Raw genomic sequence first — 18,970 nt, forward strand, 5'->3', positions numbered from 1 at the left:
TCCACGGATTCGGCCCGACGAGGTTTCGACAAGGAGCAGGCAGTGCAGCGCTGGCGTGGCTTGGAGGACATCCCCCAGGACTGGGGGCGCAGCGTCGTCACCATCGGTTCCTACGATGGAGTCCACCGTGGGCACCAGCTGATCATCAGGCATGCCGTGGACCGCGCCCGCGAGCTGGACGCCCCCGCGGTCGTCGTCACCTTCGACCCGCACCCCAGCGAGGTGGTCCGCCCCGGCAGCCACCCGCCGCTGATCGCCCCGCACCACCGCCGCGCCGAACTCATGGCCGAACTGGGAGTGGACGCGGTCCTGATCCTCCCCTTCACCACGGAGTTCTCGAAGCTGTCGCCGGCCGAGTTCGTGGGGAAGGTCCTGGTCGACAAGCTGCACGCCAGGGCGGTCGTCGAGGGTCCCAACTTCCGCTTCGGCCACCGGGCCGCGGGCACCGTGGACTTCCTCGCCGAACAGGGCAAGGTCTACGACTTCGAGGTCGAGGTGGTGGATCTGTACGTCAGCGGTGAGGCGGGCGACGGCGAGCCGTTCTCCTCCACGCTCACCCGCCGCCTGATCGCCGAGGGCGAGGTCGAGGGCGCCGCCGAGATCCTGGGCCGTCCGCACCGGGTGGAGGGCGTGGTCGTCAGCGGCGCCCGGCGCGGTCGCGAACTGGGCTTCCCCACGGCCAACGTCGAGACGCTCCCGCACACCGCGATCCCGGCCGACGGCGTCTACGCGGGCTGGCTGCACGCCCAGGGCGAGGCCATGCCGGCGGCGATCTCCGTCGGCACCAACCCCCAGTTCGACGGCACCGAGCGCACGGTCGAGGCGTACGCCATCGACCGCGTCGGCCTGGAACTCTACGGTCTCCACGTGGCCGTCGACTTCCTCGTCTTCGTCCGCGGCCAGGCGAAGTTCGACTCGCTCGAGGCGCTGATGGAACAGATGGCCGCGGACGTCAGGCGCTGCAAGGAACTGGTGGCAGCGGCCGAGAGGCCGTAGACAGGCGCGGCAGAGGGTGAGGAGCACCTTGGTGGTGCGCCGCTCGTCCATGGCCTTGTAAGCCTCTGCTGCCTGGCCCAGGGGGAGGGTGAGGTCGAAGACCTTGCCGGGGTTGATCCTGCGGTCCCGGATGAGCTGGATCAGCTCGGGCAGGAACCGGCGCACCGGGGCGGGGCCGCCCTCCACGCGGATGCCGGCGAAGCCCAGGCGCCCGCCCGGCCGGGCGGGCGCCGATCGCCTGCATCGTGGACCCGTGGGTCCGACGGCCTCGACCACCGAGTGCGCCCCGAGCCCGCCCGTGAGTTCCTTGGTCTTCGCCACACCGGCGTCGCCGCGCTCTTCGACGATGCCGGTCGCACCGTAGAAGCGGGCCGACAACAGGACCGGCCCCTCGAAAGGGGCCGGTCGGCCGGCATGCGGGGCAGTTACTGCTGCGGAGGCGGTGCTTGCGCAGGCGGAGTCTGCCCGCCGCCGGGCTGAGCGTGCTGGTCCGTCCCGTCCGGCTGCGGATAGCCGTAACCGGGCGGCTGGGGGTACGGCCGGCCCGGAGCGGCCTGCGGATATCCCTGGCCGGGCTGTGCCGGAGGCTGACCGTGACCCGGCTGCGGGTAAGGCTGTCCCGGGGGCGGGGCGTACGGCAGGCCGGGCTGCGGCTGCTGGGGGTGGTGCGGCGGCTGGTGAGGGTGCGGGGCCTGCTGGCCGGCGTAGGGCTGACCCGGGGCGTACTGGCCCGGCAGCGGCGGGGCGGCGACCGGCGGCGGGTTGCCGTCGGAGGTCCACAGGCCGTGCGACTGCTGGTGCCGGACGAAGTCCTCGGCAACCATCGACGCGAGGTGGAAGTACGACTCCCGCACCTTCGGCCGCATCATGTCCAGGTCGACCTCCGCACCGGCGGCCAGATGCTCGTCGAACGGTACGACGATCACGCCGCGGCACCGCGTCTGGAAGTGCGAGACGATGTCGTCGACCTTGATCATCTTGCCGGTCTCGCGCACACCCGAGATGACCGTGAGTGACCGCGACACGAGATCCGCGTATCCATGGGCCGACAGCCAGTCCAACGTCGTACTGGCGCTGCTCGCACCGTCCACGGACGGCGTCGAGATGATGATGAGCTGATCGGCCAGATCCAGCACCCCGCGCATGGCGCTGTAGAGCAGACCCGTACCGGAGTCCGTGAGGATGATCGGGTACTGCTTGCCCAGGACGTCGATCGCCCGCCGGTAGTCCTCGTCGTTGAACGTCGTCGAGACGGCGGGGTCCACGTCGTTGGCGATGATCTCCAGACCGGAGGGCGCCTGCGAGGTGAACCGCCGGATGTCCATGTACGAGTGGAGGTGCGGGATCGCCTGCACCAGGTCACGGATGGTGGCCCCGGTCTCCCGCCGCACCCGGCGGCCGAGCGTACCGGCGTCGGGGTTGGCGTCGATCGCGAGGATCTTGTCCTGCCGCTCACTGGCGAGGGTGGCCCCGAGCGCGGTGGTCGTGGTCGTCTTGCCCACGCCGCCCTTGAGACTGATCACGGCGATCCGGTAGCAGGACAGCACCGGAGTACGGATCAGCTCCAGCTTCCGCTGCCGCTCGGCCTCCTCCTTCTTGCCGCCCAGCTTGAACCGCGACCCGCCCGCCGCGGAACGGCTGCTCTTGGCCTTCTGCTTGCGGCTGTTGAGCAGCCGGTCCGACGAGAGTTCCACGGCCGCGGTGTAACCGAGCGGTGCGGCACCGGGGTTGGTCGGCTGCCGCTGGTCGTGCTGGATGGGCTGCGGCCAGGCGGCCCCGGCACGCGGATCGACGGGCGGCTGCGGCGGCCGGCCGGCCTGCTGGGGCTGCGGAGCATGGGGCTGCTGGAGGGGGAACCCCTGCTGGGCGGCCTGCGGTTGCTGGGGCTGGGCCTGCGGGGGCACACCGGGTTGCTGGGGCTGGGCCTGCGGGGGCACACCGGGTTGCTGGGGCTGGGCCTGCGGGGGCACTGGCTGCTGTGGAAAGCCGTAACCGCCCGGCTGGGCCGGGAGGGCCGGGGAGGCAGGAGCGGGGCCGGCGGGCGGGAAGCCGTAACCGGCCTGGGGGCCGGGGAGGGGAGCGCCCGGCTGGGGGAAGCCGTATCCGGCAGGCGGAGCGGCTTGCTGCACCGGCGGCTGCGGCTGGAACGGAGGCTGCTGCGGCTGTTGTGCGGACGGGGCGGGTGCCTGGTGCGGCTGTTGTGCGGACGGGGCGGGTGCCTGGTGCGGCGGTGTCGGTCCGCCCGGTGTGTTCCAGGCGGCGGGCGCGGGCTGCGGCGGCTGCGGCTGGAACGGAGGCTGCGGCTGCTGGGCGGACACGCCCGCGTCCACGTCCGCCGGCTGCGCCGGCGCCGGGACGACCGGTGCCGGGGGCGCTGCGGGAACCTGCGGCGACTGCGCCGGCCACTGGCTCGCCGGCGCCGGCGCGGCGGGGTACGACGGGGGAGGCACGACCGGCGGTGCCGGGGGAGTCCAGACCTCCGAGGCCGAGGTGCCGGACGCGGCAGGCACGGAGTCCTCGGGCCCGCCGAGGGCGCCGGACGCGGAACCTGCCGGTTCGTCCACCGGTTCGTCGTCCACCGGCTTCGCGTCCTCGGGTTCGGCAACCGCCGGAACGGTCGTCGGGGGCACCGCGTCCTCGAGTGCGGGCGCGTCCGCCTCGGCCGTGGTCTCCGTCTCGGGCTTCTCGGACTTCGCCTCCGCCCCCGACTTGTGCTCGTCGCTCTCGTCGCGCTCTTCGCCGTCAGCGAACTCCACGGACGGCTCGGCGATGTCGGTGCCGTCGTTCTCGACGTCGCCCTTTGGCTCGCCCGTGTCTTTGGTGCGCCCGCCGTTGTTGGTCGGTTCCTGGTCATCGGCGGGGTCCTGCCACGTATCCGGCTCCGCGTCCGCCTGGGACCCGGCGGGCCCGACGGCGGCTTCGGCTCCGGCCTCACGGTCCTGGATCTCCTGCTTCAGCGCGGCGGCGGAGAAGCGGATGGTGGCACCGCTCTCGAGGTCACCGCTGCCGGAGTCCCGGTCGGACCCGCCGACCGGAGGTTCCGGCAGAGCCGCAGGCGAAACCGGGCCCGGATCCGGCGTGGGCGCCGACGACGGCCCCGGCGTCGGCTCGAACCCGCTGTCCACCGGAAGCCGCGGGACGGCACCCGGCCCCCCGGACGGCGGAGCGGGTGGTGTGAAAGGCGCTCCCGGCGCGGGAGCCGGCGGAGCAAAAGGAGCACCCGGCGCGGGAGCGGGCGCGGGCGGGGTGAAGGGCGCTCCCGGTGCCGGTGCCGGAGGAAGGGACGAAGGCCCCGAAGCGCCGACCGCGTGCGGCGGCGGAGTCAACCCGGGCAACGGCGGAACGGGCCTCGGGGAAGAGGAGGACGAGGCATCGGCCCCCGGCCCTGCCTGTCCCGACCTCGACCCCGGCTCCGAACTCCCCGAAGCGTTCTGCGTGTACCAGGCCGGCGGCGCGTAGTCGATGGTGAACTCGCCCGTCGCCTCGACGGCGGACTCCGCATCGGGCTGGTCATCGCCGGGTGTTGCCCAGCCCCCGCGGATCCCGTCCCGATCGCTGCCCACAGTTCCTCCTGGTCTGGTCGAGCACCCTTGTGCCGTCGTGCCGTGCTGGGGGCAACCACCTGCAGTGGTCCGAACTGGCCCTGTATGAGGACGACATCGTCCGAACCGGCCTCCCCCGGGCCTGGGACGCCGGTACCCGGTTCGCTGGTTCTGGCGTCGCGTCGGGTACCAGCCTAATCACCGGCAGCCCCGCCCGGTCAGCCCTGCCCACCCTCAGTCAGTGCCACCCACAACACCCGTCGCTGTCAAGGGGCGTACACATTCGCTGCACAAACGAAAGAAACCGCCCATGAAAGAAGAATCATGGGCGGTCACCTCATCCGGACCGGCCCGGAGCACCGGCCCGGAGCACCGGCCCGGAGCACCGGCCCGGGCCCGAACCGCTCGGGCTGCCAGGCGCCTTGGACTACTCGGCGGCCTCGGCCACCGTCCCGCCGGTGCCCGCTCCGCCGGCCCCCGGCGCCGGTTCCAGGTCGAACTCGCCGTCCCGTGCGCCGAGCACGAACGCGTGCCACTCCGCCTCCGTGTACCGCAGAACCGTGTCCGGGTCGAGGGACGACCGCATGGCCACCGCGCCGTCGGGCAGGTAGGCGATCTCGACCCGCTCCTCGTGCTCCTCGGTGCCCGGCGCGCTGTGCCACTCGACGCCGGAGATGTCGAGGGCGTAGAGCTCGTTCTTCTCCCGCTCCTTGCGTGCCTTGATCTCCTCAGCCGTCTCCGCCATGTCGCAGCGACCCCTTCCCGACATATGACTGGTCCGATGGACTGGTACGAGCGCTCACATTAGTGGCACCCCGCGCCCCACCTGGGCGGTTCCACGGACCGTGGTAAAGGGGCCCGCCGCCGACTGGTACCCTGGACGACGGCCGTATGCGTACGCACCCTCGGGGTCCCGCTCCGAAGGCCGCGCCCTGCGGATCCCGCCTTCCGAGTCATGGAAGATCCCCCGAGGAGAAGACCGGGGGCGCTCGGTGGCCAGTCACAGACCATGAGGAGTACGCGTGTCGCTCGACGCCGCTACGAAGAACCAGATCATCGCCGACTTCCGGACCAAGGAAGGTGACACCGGCTCCCCCGAGGTCCAGGTCGCTCTCCTGTCCCGTCGGATCTCCGACCTGACGGAGCACCTCAAGACCCACAAGCACGACCACCACTCCCGTCGTGGTCTGCTCATCCTGGTCGGTCAGCGCCGCCGGCTGCTGCAGTACCTCGCCAAGAAGGACATCCAGCGCTTCCGTGCGCTGGTCGACCGCCTGGGCATCCGCCGTGGTGCGGCGGGCGCCAAGTAAGACGCCGTGACGGGAGCGGTTCCCCTGAGGAAAGGGGGCCGCTCCCTTTGCTGTACGTGCGGAGTGTCACCACGTCTTTGTAATGTGGTAGCACAACACGGGAACAAGAACACCGATTCGCTGTGACGACCGGTACCGCACCAGGTCGCGGCCGTCACCGGCACCACCCCGACGTCCCCCGGACGTCCCGACGTACGAGGGAAGCGCACCTCGCCGCCGCCGGTCCTCGGTAGTGGCCCCCGGGCGAATGAACCCGGGAGCTTCGATCGAAGACCGGCCCGCACCAGACGGCGCGCTTCTCCACCCCGTCCCCCCGCCACACGGGCGAGGCGGGACAAAAGACGACAAGTAACGGAGAACCCACTGGTGGAGAACGAGACCCACTACGCCGAAGCCGTCATCGACAACGGCTCCTTCGGTACCCGCACCATCCGCTTCGAGACGGGCCGCCTCGCCCGGCAGGCCGCCGGTTCCGCCGTGGCCTACCTGGACGACGACACCATGGTGCTGTCGGCCACCTCGGCCTCGAAGAACCCCAAGGACCAGCTCGACTTCTTCCCCCTCACGGTGGACGTCGAGGAGCGGATGTACGCGGCCGGCAAGATCCCCGGCTCCTTCTTCCGCCGGGAGGGCCGGCCCTCCGAGGACGCGATCCTCACCTGCCGCCTCATCGACCGCCCGCTGCGCCCGTCCTTCAAGAAGGGCCTGCGCAACGAGATCCAGGTCGTCGCCACGATCATGGCGCTCAACCCCGACCACCTGTACGACGTCGTGGCGATCAACGCCGCCTCCGCGTCCACGCAGCTGGCCGGTCTGCCCTTCTCCGGCCCGATCGGCGGCGTCCGCGTCGCGCTGATCAGCGGCCAGTGGGTCGCGTTCCCGACCCACACCGAGCTCGAGGACGCCGTCTTCGACATGGTCGTCGCGGGCCGCGTCCTGGAGGACGGCGACGTCGCGATCATGATGGTCGAGGCCGAGGCCACCGACCAGACCGTCAAGCTCGTCGAGGGCGGTGCCGAGGCCCCCACGGAGGAGGTCGTCGCCGCCGGTCTCGAGGCCGCGAAGCCCTTCATCAAGGTCCTCTGCAAGGCCCAGGCCGACCTCGCCGCGAAGGCCGCCAAGCCGACCGGCGAGTTCCCGGTCTTCCTGGACTACCAGGACGACATCATGGAGGCGCTGACCGGCGCCGTCCGCCCCGAGCTCTCCCAGGCGCTCACCATCGCGGGCAAGCAGGAGCGCGAGGCCGAGCTCGACCGCGTCAAGCAGCTCGCCGCCGAGAAGCTCCTGCCGGAGTTCGAGGGCCGCGAGAAGGAGATCTCCGCCGCGTACCGCTCGCTGACCAAGTCCCTGGTCCGTGAGCGCGTCATCAAGGAGAAGAAGCGCATCGACGGCCGCGGTGTCACCGACATCCGCACCCTGGCCGCCGAGGTCGAGGCCATCCCGCGGGTGCACGGCTCCGCGCTGTTCGAGCGTGGCGAGACCCAGATCCTGGGCGTCACCACCCTCAACATGCTCCGCATGGAGCAGCAGCTGGACACCCTCTCCCCGGTGACCCGCAAGCGCTACATGCACAACTACAACTTCCCGCCGTACTCCGTCGGCGAGACCGGCCGCGTGGGCTCCCCCAAGCGCCGCGAGATCGGCCACGGTGCCCTCGCCGAGCGCGCCATCGTGCCGGTGCTCCCGACCCGCGAGGAGTTCCCCTACGCGATCCGTCAGGTGTCCGAGGCCCTCGGCTCCAACGGCTCGACGTCCATGGGCTCGGTCTGCGCCTCCACCATGTCGCTGCTGAACGCCGGTGTGCCGCTCAAGGCCCCCGTCGCCGGTATCGCCATGGGCCTGATCTCCCAGGAGATCAACGGCGAGACGCACTACGTCGCCCTCACCGACATCCTCGGTGCGGAGGACGCCTTCGGTGACATGGACTTCAAGGTCGCCGGCACCAAGGAGTTCGTGACCGCCCTCCAGCTCGACACCAAGCTGGACGGCATCCCCGCCTCCGTCCTGGCCGCCGCCCTCAAGCAGGCCCGTGACGCCCGCCTCCACATCCTCGACGTGATGATGGAAGCGATCGACACCCCGGACGAGATGTCCCCGAACGCGCCGCGGATCATCACCGTGAAGATCCCCGTCGACAAGATCGGTGAGGTCATCGGCCCCAAGGGCAAGATGATCAACCAGATCCAGGAGGACACCGGCGCCGACATCACGATCGAGGACGACGGCACCATCTACATCGGTGCCGCCCAGGGCTCGCAGGCCGAGGCCGCCCGCGCCACGATCAACAGCATCGCCAACCCGACCATGCCGGAGGTCGGCGAGCGCTACCTGGGCACCGTCGTGAAGACGACCACCTTCGGTGCGTTCGTCTCCCTGATGCCCGGCAAGGACGGACTGCTGCACATCTCGCAGATCCGCAAGCTCGCCGGTGGCAAGCGCGTGGAGAACGTCGAGGACGTGCTCGGCGTGGGCGCCAAGGTCCAGGTCGAGATCGCCGAGATCGACTCCCGCGGCAAGCTCTCCCTCGTCCCCGTGATCGAGGGCGAGGACGACGACAAGAAGGCCGACACCGACCAGTGACGTCCCACGGCTCCAAGGCGACGGCCCGCACCTCTCCCAAGGCGCGGGCCGTCGCCCGTACCCAAAGCCTCATCCAGGGCGAGAACGGCATCGGTGCCGTCCGCAGGACCACCCTCCCCGGGGGCCTGCGCGTCGTCACCGAGACCCTGCCCTCGGTCCGCTCGGCGACCTTCGGTATCTGGGCGCACGTCGGCTCCCGCGACGAGACGCCCGCGCTGAACGGCGCCACCCACTATCTGGAGCACCTGCTCTTCAAGGGCACGCACCGCAGGTCAGCCCTGGACATCTCCGCCGCCATCGACGCCGTCGGCGGCGAGATGAACGCGTTCACGGCCAAGGAGTACACGTGCTACTACGCACGGGTGCTCGACACCGACCTGCCGCTCGCCATCGACGTGGTCTGCGACATGCTGACCGGCTCCCGCATCCTCGAGGAGGACGTCGACGTCGAGCGCGGCGCGATCCTCGAGGAGATCGCGATGACCGAGGACGACCCGGGCGACGGTGTCCACGACCTGTTCGCGCACACCATGTTCGGCGACAACCCGCTGGGCCGTCCCGTCCTCGGAACGGTCGACACGGTCAACGCCCTCACCGCCGACCGCATCCGCCGCTTCTACAAGAAGCACTACGACCCGACCCACCTCGTGGTCGCATGCGCCGGCAACATCGACCACGACGTCGTCGTACGCCAGGTCCAGGCCGCCTTCGAGGCAGCCGGCGCCCTCAAGGACCCGGACGCCCAGCCGATCGCCCCGCGCGGCGGACGGCGCACCCTGCGCACCGCGGGCCGCGTCGAGGTGGTCGACCGGAGGACCGAGCAGGCGCACATCCTCCTCGGGATGCCCGGCCTGTCCCGCACCGACGAGCGCCGGTGGGCCCTCGGCGTGCTCAACACCGCCCTCGGCGGTGGCATGTCCTCCCGTCTGTTCCAGGAGGTCCGGGAGAAGCGCGGCCTGGCCTACAGCGTCTACTCGTACACCTCCGGCTTCGCCGACTGCGGCCTCTTCGGCGTGTACGCCGGATGCAGGCCGTCCCAGGTGCACGACGTACTGAAGATCTGCCGCGACGAACTCGACCAGGTCGCCGAGCACGGCCTGCCCGAGGACGAGATACGGCGCGCCATCGGCCAGCTCCAGGGCTCCACCGTCCTCGGCCTGGAGGACACCGGCGCGCTGATGAACCGTATCGGCAAGAGCGAACTGTGCTGGGGCGAGCAGATGTCGGTCGACGACATGCTGGCCCGGATAGCCTCGGTCACCATGGACGATGTCCGCGCGGTCGCCCGTGACGTCCTGGGACAGCGGCCCTCGCTGTCGGTCATCGGCCCGCTCAAGGACAAGCAGGCGGCCCGGCTGCACGACACGGTCGCCTGACCGGCCGGCCCAGATCCCACGGTTTCGACCTCTCCGGTAAGGAAGCAAGGAAGATGAGCAAGCTGCGTGTGGCGGTCCTCGGAGCAAAGGGCCGCATCGGCTCCGAGGCGGTACGGGCCGTCGAGGCCGCCGACGACATGGAACTGGTGGCCGCGCTCGGCCGGGGCGACCGGCTGGAGACCCTCGCCGAGGCCGGCGCCCAGGTCGCCGTCGAGCTCACCACCCCCGCCTCGGTCATGGGCAACCTCGACTTCTGCGTACGCCACGGAATCCACGCGGTCGTCGGTACCACCGGCTGGACCGACGACCGCCTCGCGCAGCTGACGGGCCTGCTCGACCAGTCGCCGGAGACGGGTGTGCTCATCGCACCGAACTTCTCCATCGGCGCCGTGCTGACCATGAAGTTCGCGCAGATCGCCGCCCCGTACTTCGAGTCCGTCGAGGTCGTGGAACTGCACCACCCCAACAAGGTGGACGCCCCAAGCGGCACCGCCACCCGCACCGCCCAGCTCATCGCCGAGGCCCGCCGCAAGGCCGGCAGCGCCCCCGCCCCGGACGCCACGGTCACCGCCCTGGACGGTGCCCGCGGCGCCGACGTGGACGGCGTCCCGGTGCACGCCGTCCGGTTGCGCGGCCTGCTGGCCCACCAGGAGGTCCTGCTCGGCGCCGAGGGCGAGACCCTCACCGTCCGCCACGACTCCCTGCACCACAGCAGCTTCATGCCGGGCATCCTGCTCGGCGCCCGCCGCGTGGTGACCACTCCCGGCCTGACCTTCGGCCTGGAACACTTCCTCGACCTGAACTGAGCCCGAGCCGACCTCATGCGCGCGAAGATCTCCTACGCCATCACGGCAGCCGTCCTTGTCGTCTACTTCGTCCTGGTCGGCAGCCGCGGTGTGCTCCTCGTCCAGGCCGGAACGCCCCTCACCGTCGTTTTCGGCGTGGCGGTGCTCATCCTGCCGGTCATCGGCGTGTGGTTCCTGTGGAAGAACACCGAGTTCGTCCGCAACGCCAACCGGCTCGCCGCCGAGCTCGACGCCCAGGGCGGACTGCCCGTGGACGAGCTCAGACGCCTGCCCAGCGGCCGTGTCGACCGCGACTCGGCCGACGAGGTCTTCGCCCGGCGCAAGGCCGAGACGGAGGACGCCCCCGACGACTGGCGCAGCTGGTTCCGGCTCGCCGTCGCCTACCACGACGCCCGGGACACCCCGCGCGCACGCAAGGCGATGCAACGCGCGATCGCCCTGCGCAGGACGGCCCCCTGACGCGGGGCGACCGCGGCAGGGCAAGAACGAGCCGGGGCCCGGCCCGCGTGTGCGGGCCGGGCCCCGGCTCGTCCGTGTGTGCGGCGGTTCGGTCCCGCTCACTCCCGCCGGTACTCGTCGGACCAGACCTCCACCGAGTCGGCCGCCCGGTCGAAGGCCGCTCCGCGCCCCAGGAAGTCGGCGTTGTGCGAGGTCAGCAGCGGCGGCAGGGTCTCCGCCGACCGTCCCCGCCGGACGAGCAGCAGCGCCTGCCCCTGCACCGTCCGCGGCAGCCCCAGCCAGCGCACCGGCTGCTGCACCGTGCGTACCGCGACGACCTGGTCCCACGGCGTCGTACGGGTGGTCAACGGGCCCACCTGCCGCAGCCCGTGGGCACTCACCCACGTGCCCATGCGCAGCGACCGCAGGGCGGCGACGATGCCGACCAGTGCGATCCCGAAGACCACACCGGCCGACGACAGTGATGCCGTGACCGCGATGATCACCGCCGAGAACAGTACGAACGAGGCGAGCAGCAGCAGTATCGCCGCCGCCCCCACCCGCCACGGACCCGGCCGGTACGGGCGCCGCCAGCGGTCACGGTCGTCGTACGGCAGCGCGACATCGTCAGCCGTCTCGAAGGCGCGATCGGCCGTCAGGAAGGGCAGGGGCACGGCTGGGTCCTCACTCGATCCATGCGTGGGCAGTGCCCGGTGAGGCTACCGATCTGTGGTGACCCTCACCACCCTGGGGGTCCGGTTGGAGCCGCCCCTGCGCCCTCCGTGCGGTTCGACGCCCGTCCGTGTCCGGTCAGTGTTTGTCGGACGCCTCTGACTGCCCGGTCCCCGTGGCCGACTGGTCCGTGGACAAGGCGGGCATCCCGATCACGAGGGAACCCACCAGCCCGGCGACGACGCAGACCCCCAGCAGCCAGCGCCCCGCCAGCTCACCGGCGGAAGCCCGCTCGCGAGGCGGGGGCGTGACATTGCTGCGGAACCTCTCGGTATGGGCAAGGAAGGCGAACGGCACGGGTTCCCGTCGACCGAACATCAGTGGTGCTTCTCCCCTCGGACCTCGAACGAATCACTCTCACCGACACAAACGAGCGACATCGGCAGAAGGTGCCCAGACAGGGAAAATCCGTCCCGCACGGCCCTCCTCCCGCTGTGACGGGTGCCCCGTAGAGTGGTCGTCGAACTGCAGCCGTGTGACCGGAAGGACCCTCTTGACCTCCGCCGACGATCCCCAGCCGTCAACGCCCGATGACGTCACCTTGCGGAGTGACGTCACCGTCGAACTGGTGAAGTCCAGTGCCTCGGACTCCGATGTCCTGTTCGCCGCCCGCGTCTCGACGCTGGGCGAGCAGTCCATCGGGGAACTGGAGAAGGACCCGGAGCGGTCCAAGGGACTGATCAACTACCTGATGCGGGACCGGCACGGCAGCCCGTTCGAGCACAACTCCCTGACGTTCCTCGTCAGTGCCCCGATCTTCGTGTTCCGCGAGTTCATGCGTCACCGGGTCGGCTGGTGCCTGCCGGGCGACGCCAGGATCCGCGTCGGCACCAGCAAGAACGGCAAGACCAAGCGCATCGCGGACATCCACCGGGACTGGAAGATCGGTGTGCCCGACTCGATGGGGCGCACGCGCAGACTGAAGTCCTGTCAGAACCTCCTGGCCGACACCATCGACCTGGAGACCGGGCTGGCGGAGAAGGCGCGCATGGTCGACGTCTTCGAGTCCGGCGTGAAGCCGATCATCAAGGTCTCGACAACCCACGGCAAGGTTCTGCGTTGCACCGCGGACCACCGTGTATGGACGCCGGAAGGCTGGGTCCGCGCCGGCGACCTGCGCGTCGGCGACCGGGTCGGGCGGCTCGGCCGGGTGGGGGTCGGCGAGCGGGCCGGAATCCCGAAGCGCCTGCGCGAGGGGATCCAGATCTGGACCACCGAGCAGCGAGCCGATCTCATCGCGCCCATGGACCTCTGCTACCTCTGCGAGGAGAAGTTTGAGGCGAAGGACCTGGAGCTGGACCACGTCGTCCCCGTGGACGCCGACCTGACCAAGTCGCTCGACGTCTCGAACCTGCGACCGGCCTGCAAGTCGTGTCACCAGCGGAAGACCAGCGGCGAGGGCGTGCCGATCGGAGTGCGCCGCCGCGCCCTCCAGAACGGTGTGCGCTGGGAGGGCGTCGTCTCCGTCGACGCTGACGGGGAGGAGATGACCTACGACATCTCCATGCCGCCGCCGCACCACAACTTCATCGCGGACGGCTTTGTCGTACACAATTCGTACAACGAGGAGTCCGGGCGCTATCGCGAGCTCCAGCCGGTCTTCTACGTCCCCGGCGAGGACCGCAAGCTGGTCCAGCAGGGCCGCCCCGGCAAGTACGAGTTCGTCGACGGCACCCCCGAGCAGTACAAGGCTGTCACCGACGCCATGGAGGAGTCCTACCGGCAGTCGTACGCCGCGTACCAGGAGATGCTGGCGGCAGGCATCGCCCGCGAGGTCGCCCGCGCCACCCTCCCGGTCGGCCTCTTCTCCTCGATGTACGCCACGTGCAACGCCCGCTCGCTGATGCACTTCCTCGGCCTGCGCACCCAGCACGAACTGGCGAAGGTCCCGTCCTTCCCGCAGCGGGAGATCGAGATGGTCGGCGAAAAGATGGAGGCCGAATGGGCCCGGCTCATGCCGCTCACCCACGCCGCCTTCAACGCCAACGGACGCGTGGCCCCGTAGCCCCAGGTACGGGGCCTGAACCCCGGCCGGGCACACACGTACGGTCGGCCCTCCGAGGTGTCCGGATTGCGATATTTCCACTAGTTCATCTAGCCTGATCAAACGGGCCCGGCACTGCCTGAACCCCCGAGCAGGCAGTGCCGGGCCCCCCTTTTGCCCCCACTTGTCGCCTCCCCCGAGGGCAGACCCCGCCCCGAGCAGCGAGTAGCGTGTAACCCATGGCTCCGACCTCCACTCCGCAGACCCCCTTCGGGAGGGTCCTCACCGCCATGGTCACGCCTTTCACGGCGGACGGCGCACTCGACCTCGACGGCGCCCAGCGGCTCGCCACCCACCTGGTGGACGCAGGCAACGACGGCCTGATCATCAACGGCACCACCGGTGAGTCCCCCACCACCAGCAACGCGGAGAAAGCGGACCTCGTACGGGCGGTCCTGGAGGCGGTCGGAGACCGCGCGCACGTGGTGGCCGGGGTCGGCACCAACGACACCCGTCACAGCATCGAACTGGCCCGCACCGCGGAGCGCACCGGCGCACACGGCCTGCTGATCGTCACCCCGTACTACAACAAGCCTCCGCAGGAAGGCCTGTACCAGCACTTCACGGCCATCGCCGACACCACCGGGCTGCCGGTCATGCTCTACGACATTCCCGGCCGCAGCGGTGTCCCGATCAACACGGAGACGCTCGTCCGTCTGGCCGAGCACCCGCGGATCGTCGCCAACAAGGACGCCAAGGGCGACCTCGGCCGCGCCAGCTGGGCCATCGCCCGCTCGCGCCTCGCCTGGTACTCCGGTGACGACATGCTGAACCTGCCGCTGCTCTCCGTGGGCGCCGTCGGCTTCGTCTCGGTCGTCGGCCACCTCGTCACGCCCGAGCTGTGTGCCCTGATCGAGGCGTACACCTCGGGGGACGTCCAGAAGGCCACCGAGATCCACCAGAAGCTGCTTCCCGTCTACACGGGTATGTTCCGTACCCAGGGCGTGATGACAGCCAAGGCGGCGCTCGCCCTGCAGGGCCTGCCCGCCGGCCCCCTGCGCGCCCCCATGGCCGCGTGCACGCCGGAAGAGATCGAGCAGCTCAAGATCGACCTTGCCGCCGGCGGGGTACAGCTCTGACAACAGACTTCGCGCGACCGCTCGCGCAACCTGACTCCACAACTGAATAAGCGGCGGGCCACCGGTCCCCGCGCACCACCACGACAACTGCTTCTGCACGAACGTCACGCTCGCCACGTGCCCCACCGGGACGTGGCGTGCGTGGTGAGGAGAGTCTTTTGAGCCATCCGCACCCTGAACTCGGCCCGCCGCCGCCGCTCCCCGCGAACGGCCTGCGCGTCACCCCACTCGGCGGTCTCGGCGAGATCGGCCGCAACATGACGGTCTTCGAGCACGGAGGCCGCCTGCTCGTCGTCGACTGCGGTGTGCTCTTCCCCGAGGAGGAGCAGCCCGGGATCGACCTGATCCTTCCGGACTTCTCGTCCATCCGGAACCGCCTCGACGACATCGAGGGCATCGTCCTCACCCATGGCCACGAGGACCACATCGGCGGCGTCCCCTTCCTGCTCCGCGAGAAGCCGGACATCCCGCTGATCGGCTCCAAGCTGACCCTCGCCCTCATCGAGGCGAAGCTCCAGGAGCACCGCATCCGTCCGTACACCCTGGAGGTGGCGGAGGGGCACCGCGAGCGCATCGGACCGTTCGACTGCGAGTTCGTCGCGGTCAACCACTCGATCCCCGACGCTCTCGCCGTGGCCATCCGCACGCCCGCGGGCATGGCGGTCCACACCGGCGACTTCAAAATGGACCAGCTCCCCCTGGACAACCGCCTCACCGATCTCCACGCGTTCGCCCGGCTCAGCGAGGAAGGCATCGACCTCCTCCTGTCCGACTCGACGAACGCCGAGGTCCCGGGCTTCGTCCCGCCCGAGCGCGACATCTCCAACGCCCTGCGCCAGGTCTTCGCCGGCGCCCGCAAGCGGATCATCGTGGCGAGCTTCGCCAGCCACGTCCACCGCATCCAGCAGATCCTGGACGCGGCGCACGAGTACGGCCGCCGGGTCGCCTTCGTCGGCCGCTCCATGGTCCGCAACATGGGCATCGCCCGCGATCTCGGCTATCTCAAGGTTCCGCCGGGCCTCGTCGTCGACGTGAAGACACTGGACGACCTGCCGGACAGCGAAGTGGTCCTGGTGTGCACGGGCTCACAGGGCGAACCCATGGCCGCCCTGTCCCGGATGGCCAACCGCGACCACCAGATCCGCATCGTCCAGGGCGACACGGTGATCCTGGCGTCGTCGCTCATCCCCGGCAACGAGAACGCGGTCTACCGCGTCATCAACGGCCTGACCCGCTGGGGAGCCAACGTCGTCCACAAGGGCAACGCCAAGGTGCACGTCTCGGGCCACGCCTCCGCCGGTGAACTGCTGTACTTCTACAACATCTGCCGCCCGCGGAACCTGATGCCGGTGCACGGCGAATGGCGCCATCTCCGGGCCAACGCCGAGCTGGGCGCGCTGACCGGTGTCCCGCACGACCGCATCGTCATCGCCGAGGACGGAGTCGTCGTCGACCTGATCGACGGCAGGGCGAAGATCGCCGGCAAGGTCCAGGCCGGGTACGTCTACGTCGACGGCCTCTCCGTCGGTGATGTCCGCGAGCCGGCCCTGAAGGACCGCAGGATCCTCGGCGACGAGGGCATCATCTCGGTCTTCGTGGTGCTCGACTCGTCCACCGGAAAGATCACCGGTGGCCCGCACATCCAGGCGCGCGGCTCCGGGATCGAGGACTCGGCCTTCAGCGCCGTGCTGCCGAAGATCACGGAGGTCCTGGAGCGATCCGCCCAGGACGGCGTCGTCGAACCGCACCAGATGCAGCAGCTCGTTCGCCGCACACTGGGCAAATGGGTCTCCGACACCTACCGGCGTCGGCCGATGATCCTGCCTGTGGTCGTGGAGGTCTGACGACCCGTAGGGCAGTCCGTACAGCAGAACTGGGAGCGGGGCACCTCGATTTGCATCGGGGCGCCCCGCTCCAGTACGTTTACAGCTCTCCCCGACCGGGAACCCGACTGCTTCGAGCATCGGATCCAGTCCCCGGAGGGGCGGGAAATCCGACTCAGAATATCTGATAAAGTCGGAGCCGCCGGAAAGGGAAACGCGGAAGCGGGAACCCGGAAGGCGAAACCCCGAGGAAATCGGATCGGAAAGATCTGGTAGAGTCGGGGACACGAAATACCGAAGGGAAGCGCCCGGAGGAAAGCCCGAGAGGGTGAGTACAAAGGAAGCGTCCGTTCCTTGAGAACTCAACAGCGTGCCAAAAATCAACGCCAGATATGTTGATACCCCGTCTCCGGCCGTTCGGCCGGGACGAGGTTCCTTTGAAGGAAAACACAGCGAGGACGCTGTGAACGGCCGGGCCTATTCCGCCCGACCGTTCCGCTCTCGTGATGTGTCGACCCGCAGTCCTTAATCGGACGCAGCCGGGAAAGCATTCACGGAGAGTTTGATCCTGGCTCAGGACGAACGCTGGCGGCGTGCTTAACACATGCAAGTCGAACGATGAACCACTTCGGTGGGGATTAGTGGCGAACGGGTGAGTAACACGTGGGCAATCTGCCCTTCACTCTGGGACAAGCCCTGGAAACGGGGTCTAATACCGGATAACACTTCCACTCGCATGGGTGGGGGTTAAAAGCTCCGGCGGTGAGGGATGAGCCCGCGGCCTATCAGCTTGTTGGTGAGGTAATGGCTCACCAAGGCGACGACGGGTAGCCGGCCTGAGAGGGCGACCGGCCACACTGGGACTGAGACACGGCCCAGACTCCTACGGGAGGCAGCAGTGGGGAATATTGCACAATGGGCGAAAGCCTGATGCAGCGACGCCGCGTGAGGGATGACGGCCTTCGGGTTGTAAACCTCTTTCAGCAGGGAAGAAGCGAAAGTGACGGTACCTGCAGAAGAAGCGCCGGCTAACTACGTGCCAGCAGCCGCGGTAATACGTAGGGCGCGAGCGTTGTCCGGAATTATTGGGCGTAAAGAGCTCGTAGGCGGCTTGTCGCGTCGATTGTGAAAGCCCGGGGCTTAACCCCGGGTCTGCAGTCGATACGGGCAGGCTAGAGTGTGGTAGGGGAGATCGGAATTCCTGGTGTAGCGGTGAAATGCGCAGATATCAGGAGGAACACCGGTGGCGAAGGCGGATCTCTGGGCCATTACTGACGCTGAGGAGCGAAAGCGTGGGGAGCGAACAGGATTAGATACCCTGGTAGTCCACGCCGTAAACGGTGGGAACTAGGTGTTGGCGACATTCCACGTCGTCGGTGCCGCAGCTAACGCATTAAGTTCCCCGCCTGGGGAGTACGGCCGCAAGGCTAAAACTCAAAGGAATTGACGGGGGCCCGCACAAGCAGCGGAGCATGTGGCTTAATTCGACGCAACGCGAAGAACCTTACCAAGGCTTGACATACACCGGAAAGCATTAGAGATAGTGCCCCCCTTGTGGTCGGTGTACAGGTGGTGCATGGCTGTCGTCAGCTCGTGTCGTGAGATGTTGGGTTAAGTCCCGCAACGAGCGCAACCCTTGTCCCGTGTTGCCAGCAAGCCCCTTCGGGGGTGTTGGGGACTCACGGGAGACCGCCGGGGTCAACTCGGAGGAAGGTGGGGACGACGTCAAGTCATCATGCCCCTTATGTCTTGGGCTGCACACGTGCTACAATGGCCGGTACAATGAGCTGCGATACCGTGAGGTGGAGCGAATCTCAAAAAGCCGGTCTCAGTTCGGATTGGGGTCTGCAACTCGACCCCATGAAGTCGGAGTTGCTAGTAATCGCAGATCAGCATTGCTGCGGTGAATACGTTCCCGGGCCTTGTACACACCGCCCGTCACGTCACGAAAGTCGGTAACACCCGAAGCCGGTGGCCCAACCCCCTTGTGGGGAGGGAGCTGTCGAAGGTGGGACTGGCGATTGGGACGAAGTCGTAACAAGGTAGCCGTACCGGAAGGTGCGGCTGGATCACCTCCTTTCTAAGGAGCACTTCTAGGCTGCCAGGCTTGCCTGGTGGTCCAGGGGCCAGTACATCGGCGCATGTCCGATGCTGGTTGCTCATGGGTGGAACGTTGATTATTCGGCACTCTTGATCGTCTTCTTCTTCCAGTACTGCCCGCACGGGTGTGGAACGTCGGGGGAG

At 69.0% G+C, this 18,970-nt stretch carries 13 protein-coding genes, 1 rRNA gene and 2 pseudogenes; 11 read left to right on the top strand and 5 right to left on the bottom strand.

Annotation, left to right across the window (positions count from 1 at the left end; all coding sequences use genetic code 11):
• The first annotated feature begins 42 nt into the window (after positions 1–42).
• Positions 43–996, top strand: coding sequence for a bifunctional riboflavin kinase/FAD synthetase (locus ACWZEH_RS25485; protein ID WP_456193426.1), 954 nt, complete (start codon positions 43–45; stop codon positions 994–996).
• Positions 997–1,014: 18 nt separating this feature from the next.
• On the opposite strand, the pseudogene ACWZEH_RS25490 reads toward ACWZEH_RS25485, so the two are convergent.
• The 3 genes and pseudogenes from ACWZEH_RS25490 to ACWZEH_RS25500 all read right to left on the bottom strand — a co-directional run.
• Positions 1,015–1,368, bottom strand: a pseudogene (locus tag ACWZEH_RS25490) (IMP dehydrogenase); the annotation flags it as partial.
• Positions 1,369–1,421: 53 nt separating this feature from the next.
• Positions 1,422–4,559, bottom strand: a complete 3,138-nt coding sequence (locus ACWZEH_RS25495) for an SCO5717 family growth-regulating ATPase (RefSeq protein WP_456193427.1) — start codon at positions 4,557–4,559, stop codon at positions 1,422–1,424.
• 406 nt (positions 4,560–4,965) lie between these two features.
• Positions 4,966–5,283 (bottom strand): DUF397 domain-containing protein, encoded by a 318-nt coding sequence (locus tag ACWZEH_RS25500; RefSeq protein ID WP_456193428.1) that lies wholly within the window; start codon positions 5,281–5,283, stop codon positions 4,966–4,968.
• Positions 5,284–5,560: 277 nt separating this feature from the next.
• On the opposite strand from ACWZEH_RS25500, the gene rpsO reads away from it, so the two are divergent.
• The 5 genes from rpsO to ACWZEH_RS25525 all read left to right on the top strand — a co-directional run bounded on the left by rpsO (position 5,561) and on the right by ACWZEH_RS25525 (position 11,069).
• A complete protein-coding gene (rpsO, locus tag ACWZEH_RS25505; protein ID WP_042168273.1) occupies positions 5,561–5,848 on the top strand; it encodes a 30S ribosomal protein S15 in 288 nt (95 codons plus the stop codon).
• Positions 5,849–6,214: 366 nt separating this feature from the next.
• Positions 6,215–8,428: a polyribonucleotide nucleotidyltransferase gene (locus tag ACWZEH_RS25510; protein ID WP_456193429.1), complete on the top strand. Its 2,214-nt coding sequence runs from the start codon at positions 6,215–6,217 to the stop codon at positions 8,426–8,428.
• Positions 8,425–9,804: a M16 family metallopeptidase gene (locus ACWZEH_RS25515; RefSeq protein WP_456193430.1), complete on the top strand. Its 1,380-nt coding sequence runs from the start codon at positions 8,425–8,427 to the stop codon at positions 9,802–9,804. Before ACWZEH_RS25510 ends, ACWZEH_RS25515 begins: the two co-directional genes overlap by 4 nt.
• Before the next feature lie 53 nt (positions 9,805–9,857).
• The gene (dapB, locus tag ACWZEH_RS25520) at positions 9,858–10,610 is read left to right on the top strand and encodes a 4-hydroxy-tetrahydrodipicolinate reductase (RefSeq protein ID WP_456193431.1); all 753 of its coding nucleotides are present in this window, start codon (positions 9,858–9,860) and stop codon (positions 10,608–10,610) included.
• Positions 10,611–10,625: 15 nt separating this feature from the next.
• Complete coding sequence (locus tag ACWZEH_RS25525; protein ID WP_456193432.1) at positions 10,626–11,069, top strand: tetratricopeptide repeat protein; 444 nt, start codon at positions 10,626–10,628, stop codon at positions 11,067–11,069.
• A gap of 98 nt (positions 11,070–11,167) precedes the next feature.
• On the opposite strand, the gene ACWZEH_RS25530 is transcribed toward ACWZEH_RS25525, so the two are convergent.
• Positions 11,168–11,722 carry a hypothetical protein gene (locus tag ACWZEH_RS25530; RefSeq protein WP_456193433.1) on the bottom strand — a complete coding sequence of 185 codons (555 nt, stop codon included), beginning with the start codon at positions 11,720–11,722 and terminating at the stop codon, positions 11,168–11,170.
• 136 nt (positions 11,723–11,858) lie between these two features.
• Positions 11,859–12,098 carry a hypothetical protein gene (locus ACWZEH_RS25535; RefSeq protein ID WP_456193434.1) on the bottom strand — a complete coding sequence of 80 codons (240 nt, stop codon included), beginning with the start codon at positions 12,096–12,098 and terminating at the stop codon, positions 11,859–11,861.
• A 175-nt stretch (positions 12,099–12,273) separates the two neighbouring features.
• On the opposite strand from ACWZEH_RS25535, the pseudogene ACWZEH_RS25540 reads away from it, so the two are divergent.
• From ACWZEH_RS25540 to ACWZEH_RS25560, 5 genes and pseudogenes are all read left to right on the top strand, one after another.
• Positions 12,274–12,576 (top strand): annotated as a pseudogene (locus ACWZEH_RS25540) (FAD-dependent thymidylate synthase); the annotation flags it as partial.
• 105 nt (positions 12,577–12,681) lie between these two features.
• Positions 12,682–13,785, top strand: coding sequence for an FAD-dependent thymidylate synthase (thyX, locus tag ACWZEH_RS25545; protein WP_456199824.1), 1,104 nt, complete (start codon positions 12,682–12,684; stop codon positions 13,783–13,785).
• Between the two features lie 218 nt (positions 13,786–14,003).
• Positions 14,004–14,903, top strand: coding sequence for a 4-hydroxy-tetrahydrodipicolinate synthase (gene dapA / locus ACWZEH_RS25550; RefSeq protein ID WP_456193435.1), 900 nt, complete (start codon positions 14,004–14,006; stop codon positions 14,901–14,903).
• 158 nt (positions 14,904–15,061) lie between these two features.
• Positions 15,062–16,747, top strand: coding sequence for a ribonuclease J (locus ACWZEH_RS25555; protein WP_456193436.1), 1,686 nt, complete (start codon positions 15,062–15,064; stop codon positions 16,745–16,747).
• 529 nt (positions 16,748–17,276) lie between these two features.
• Positions 17,277–18,806, top strand: a 16S ribosomal RNA gene (locus ACWZEH_RS25560).
• Positions 18,807–18,970 lie beyond the last annotated feature (164 nt).

It is taken from the genome of Streptomyces yamdrokensis (genome assembly GCF_053890455.1).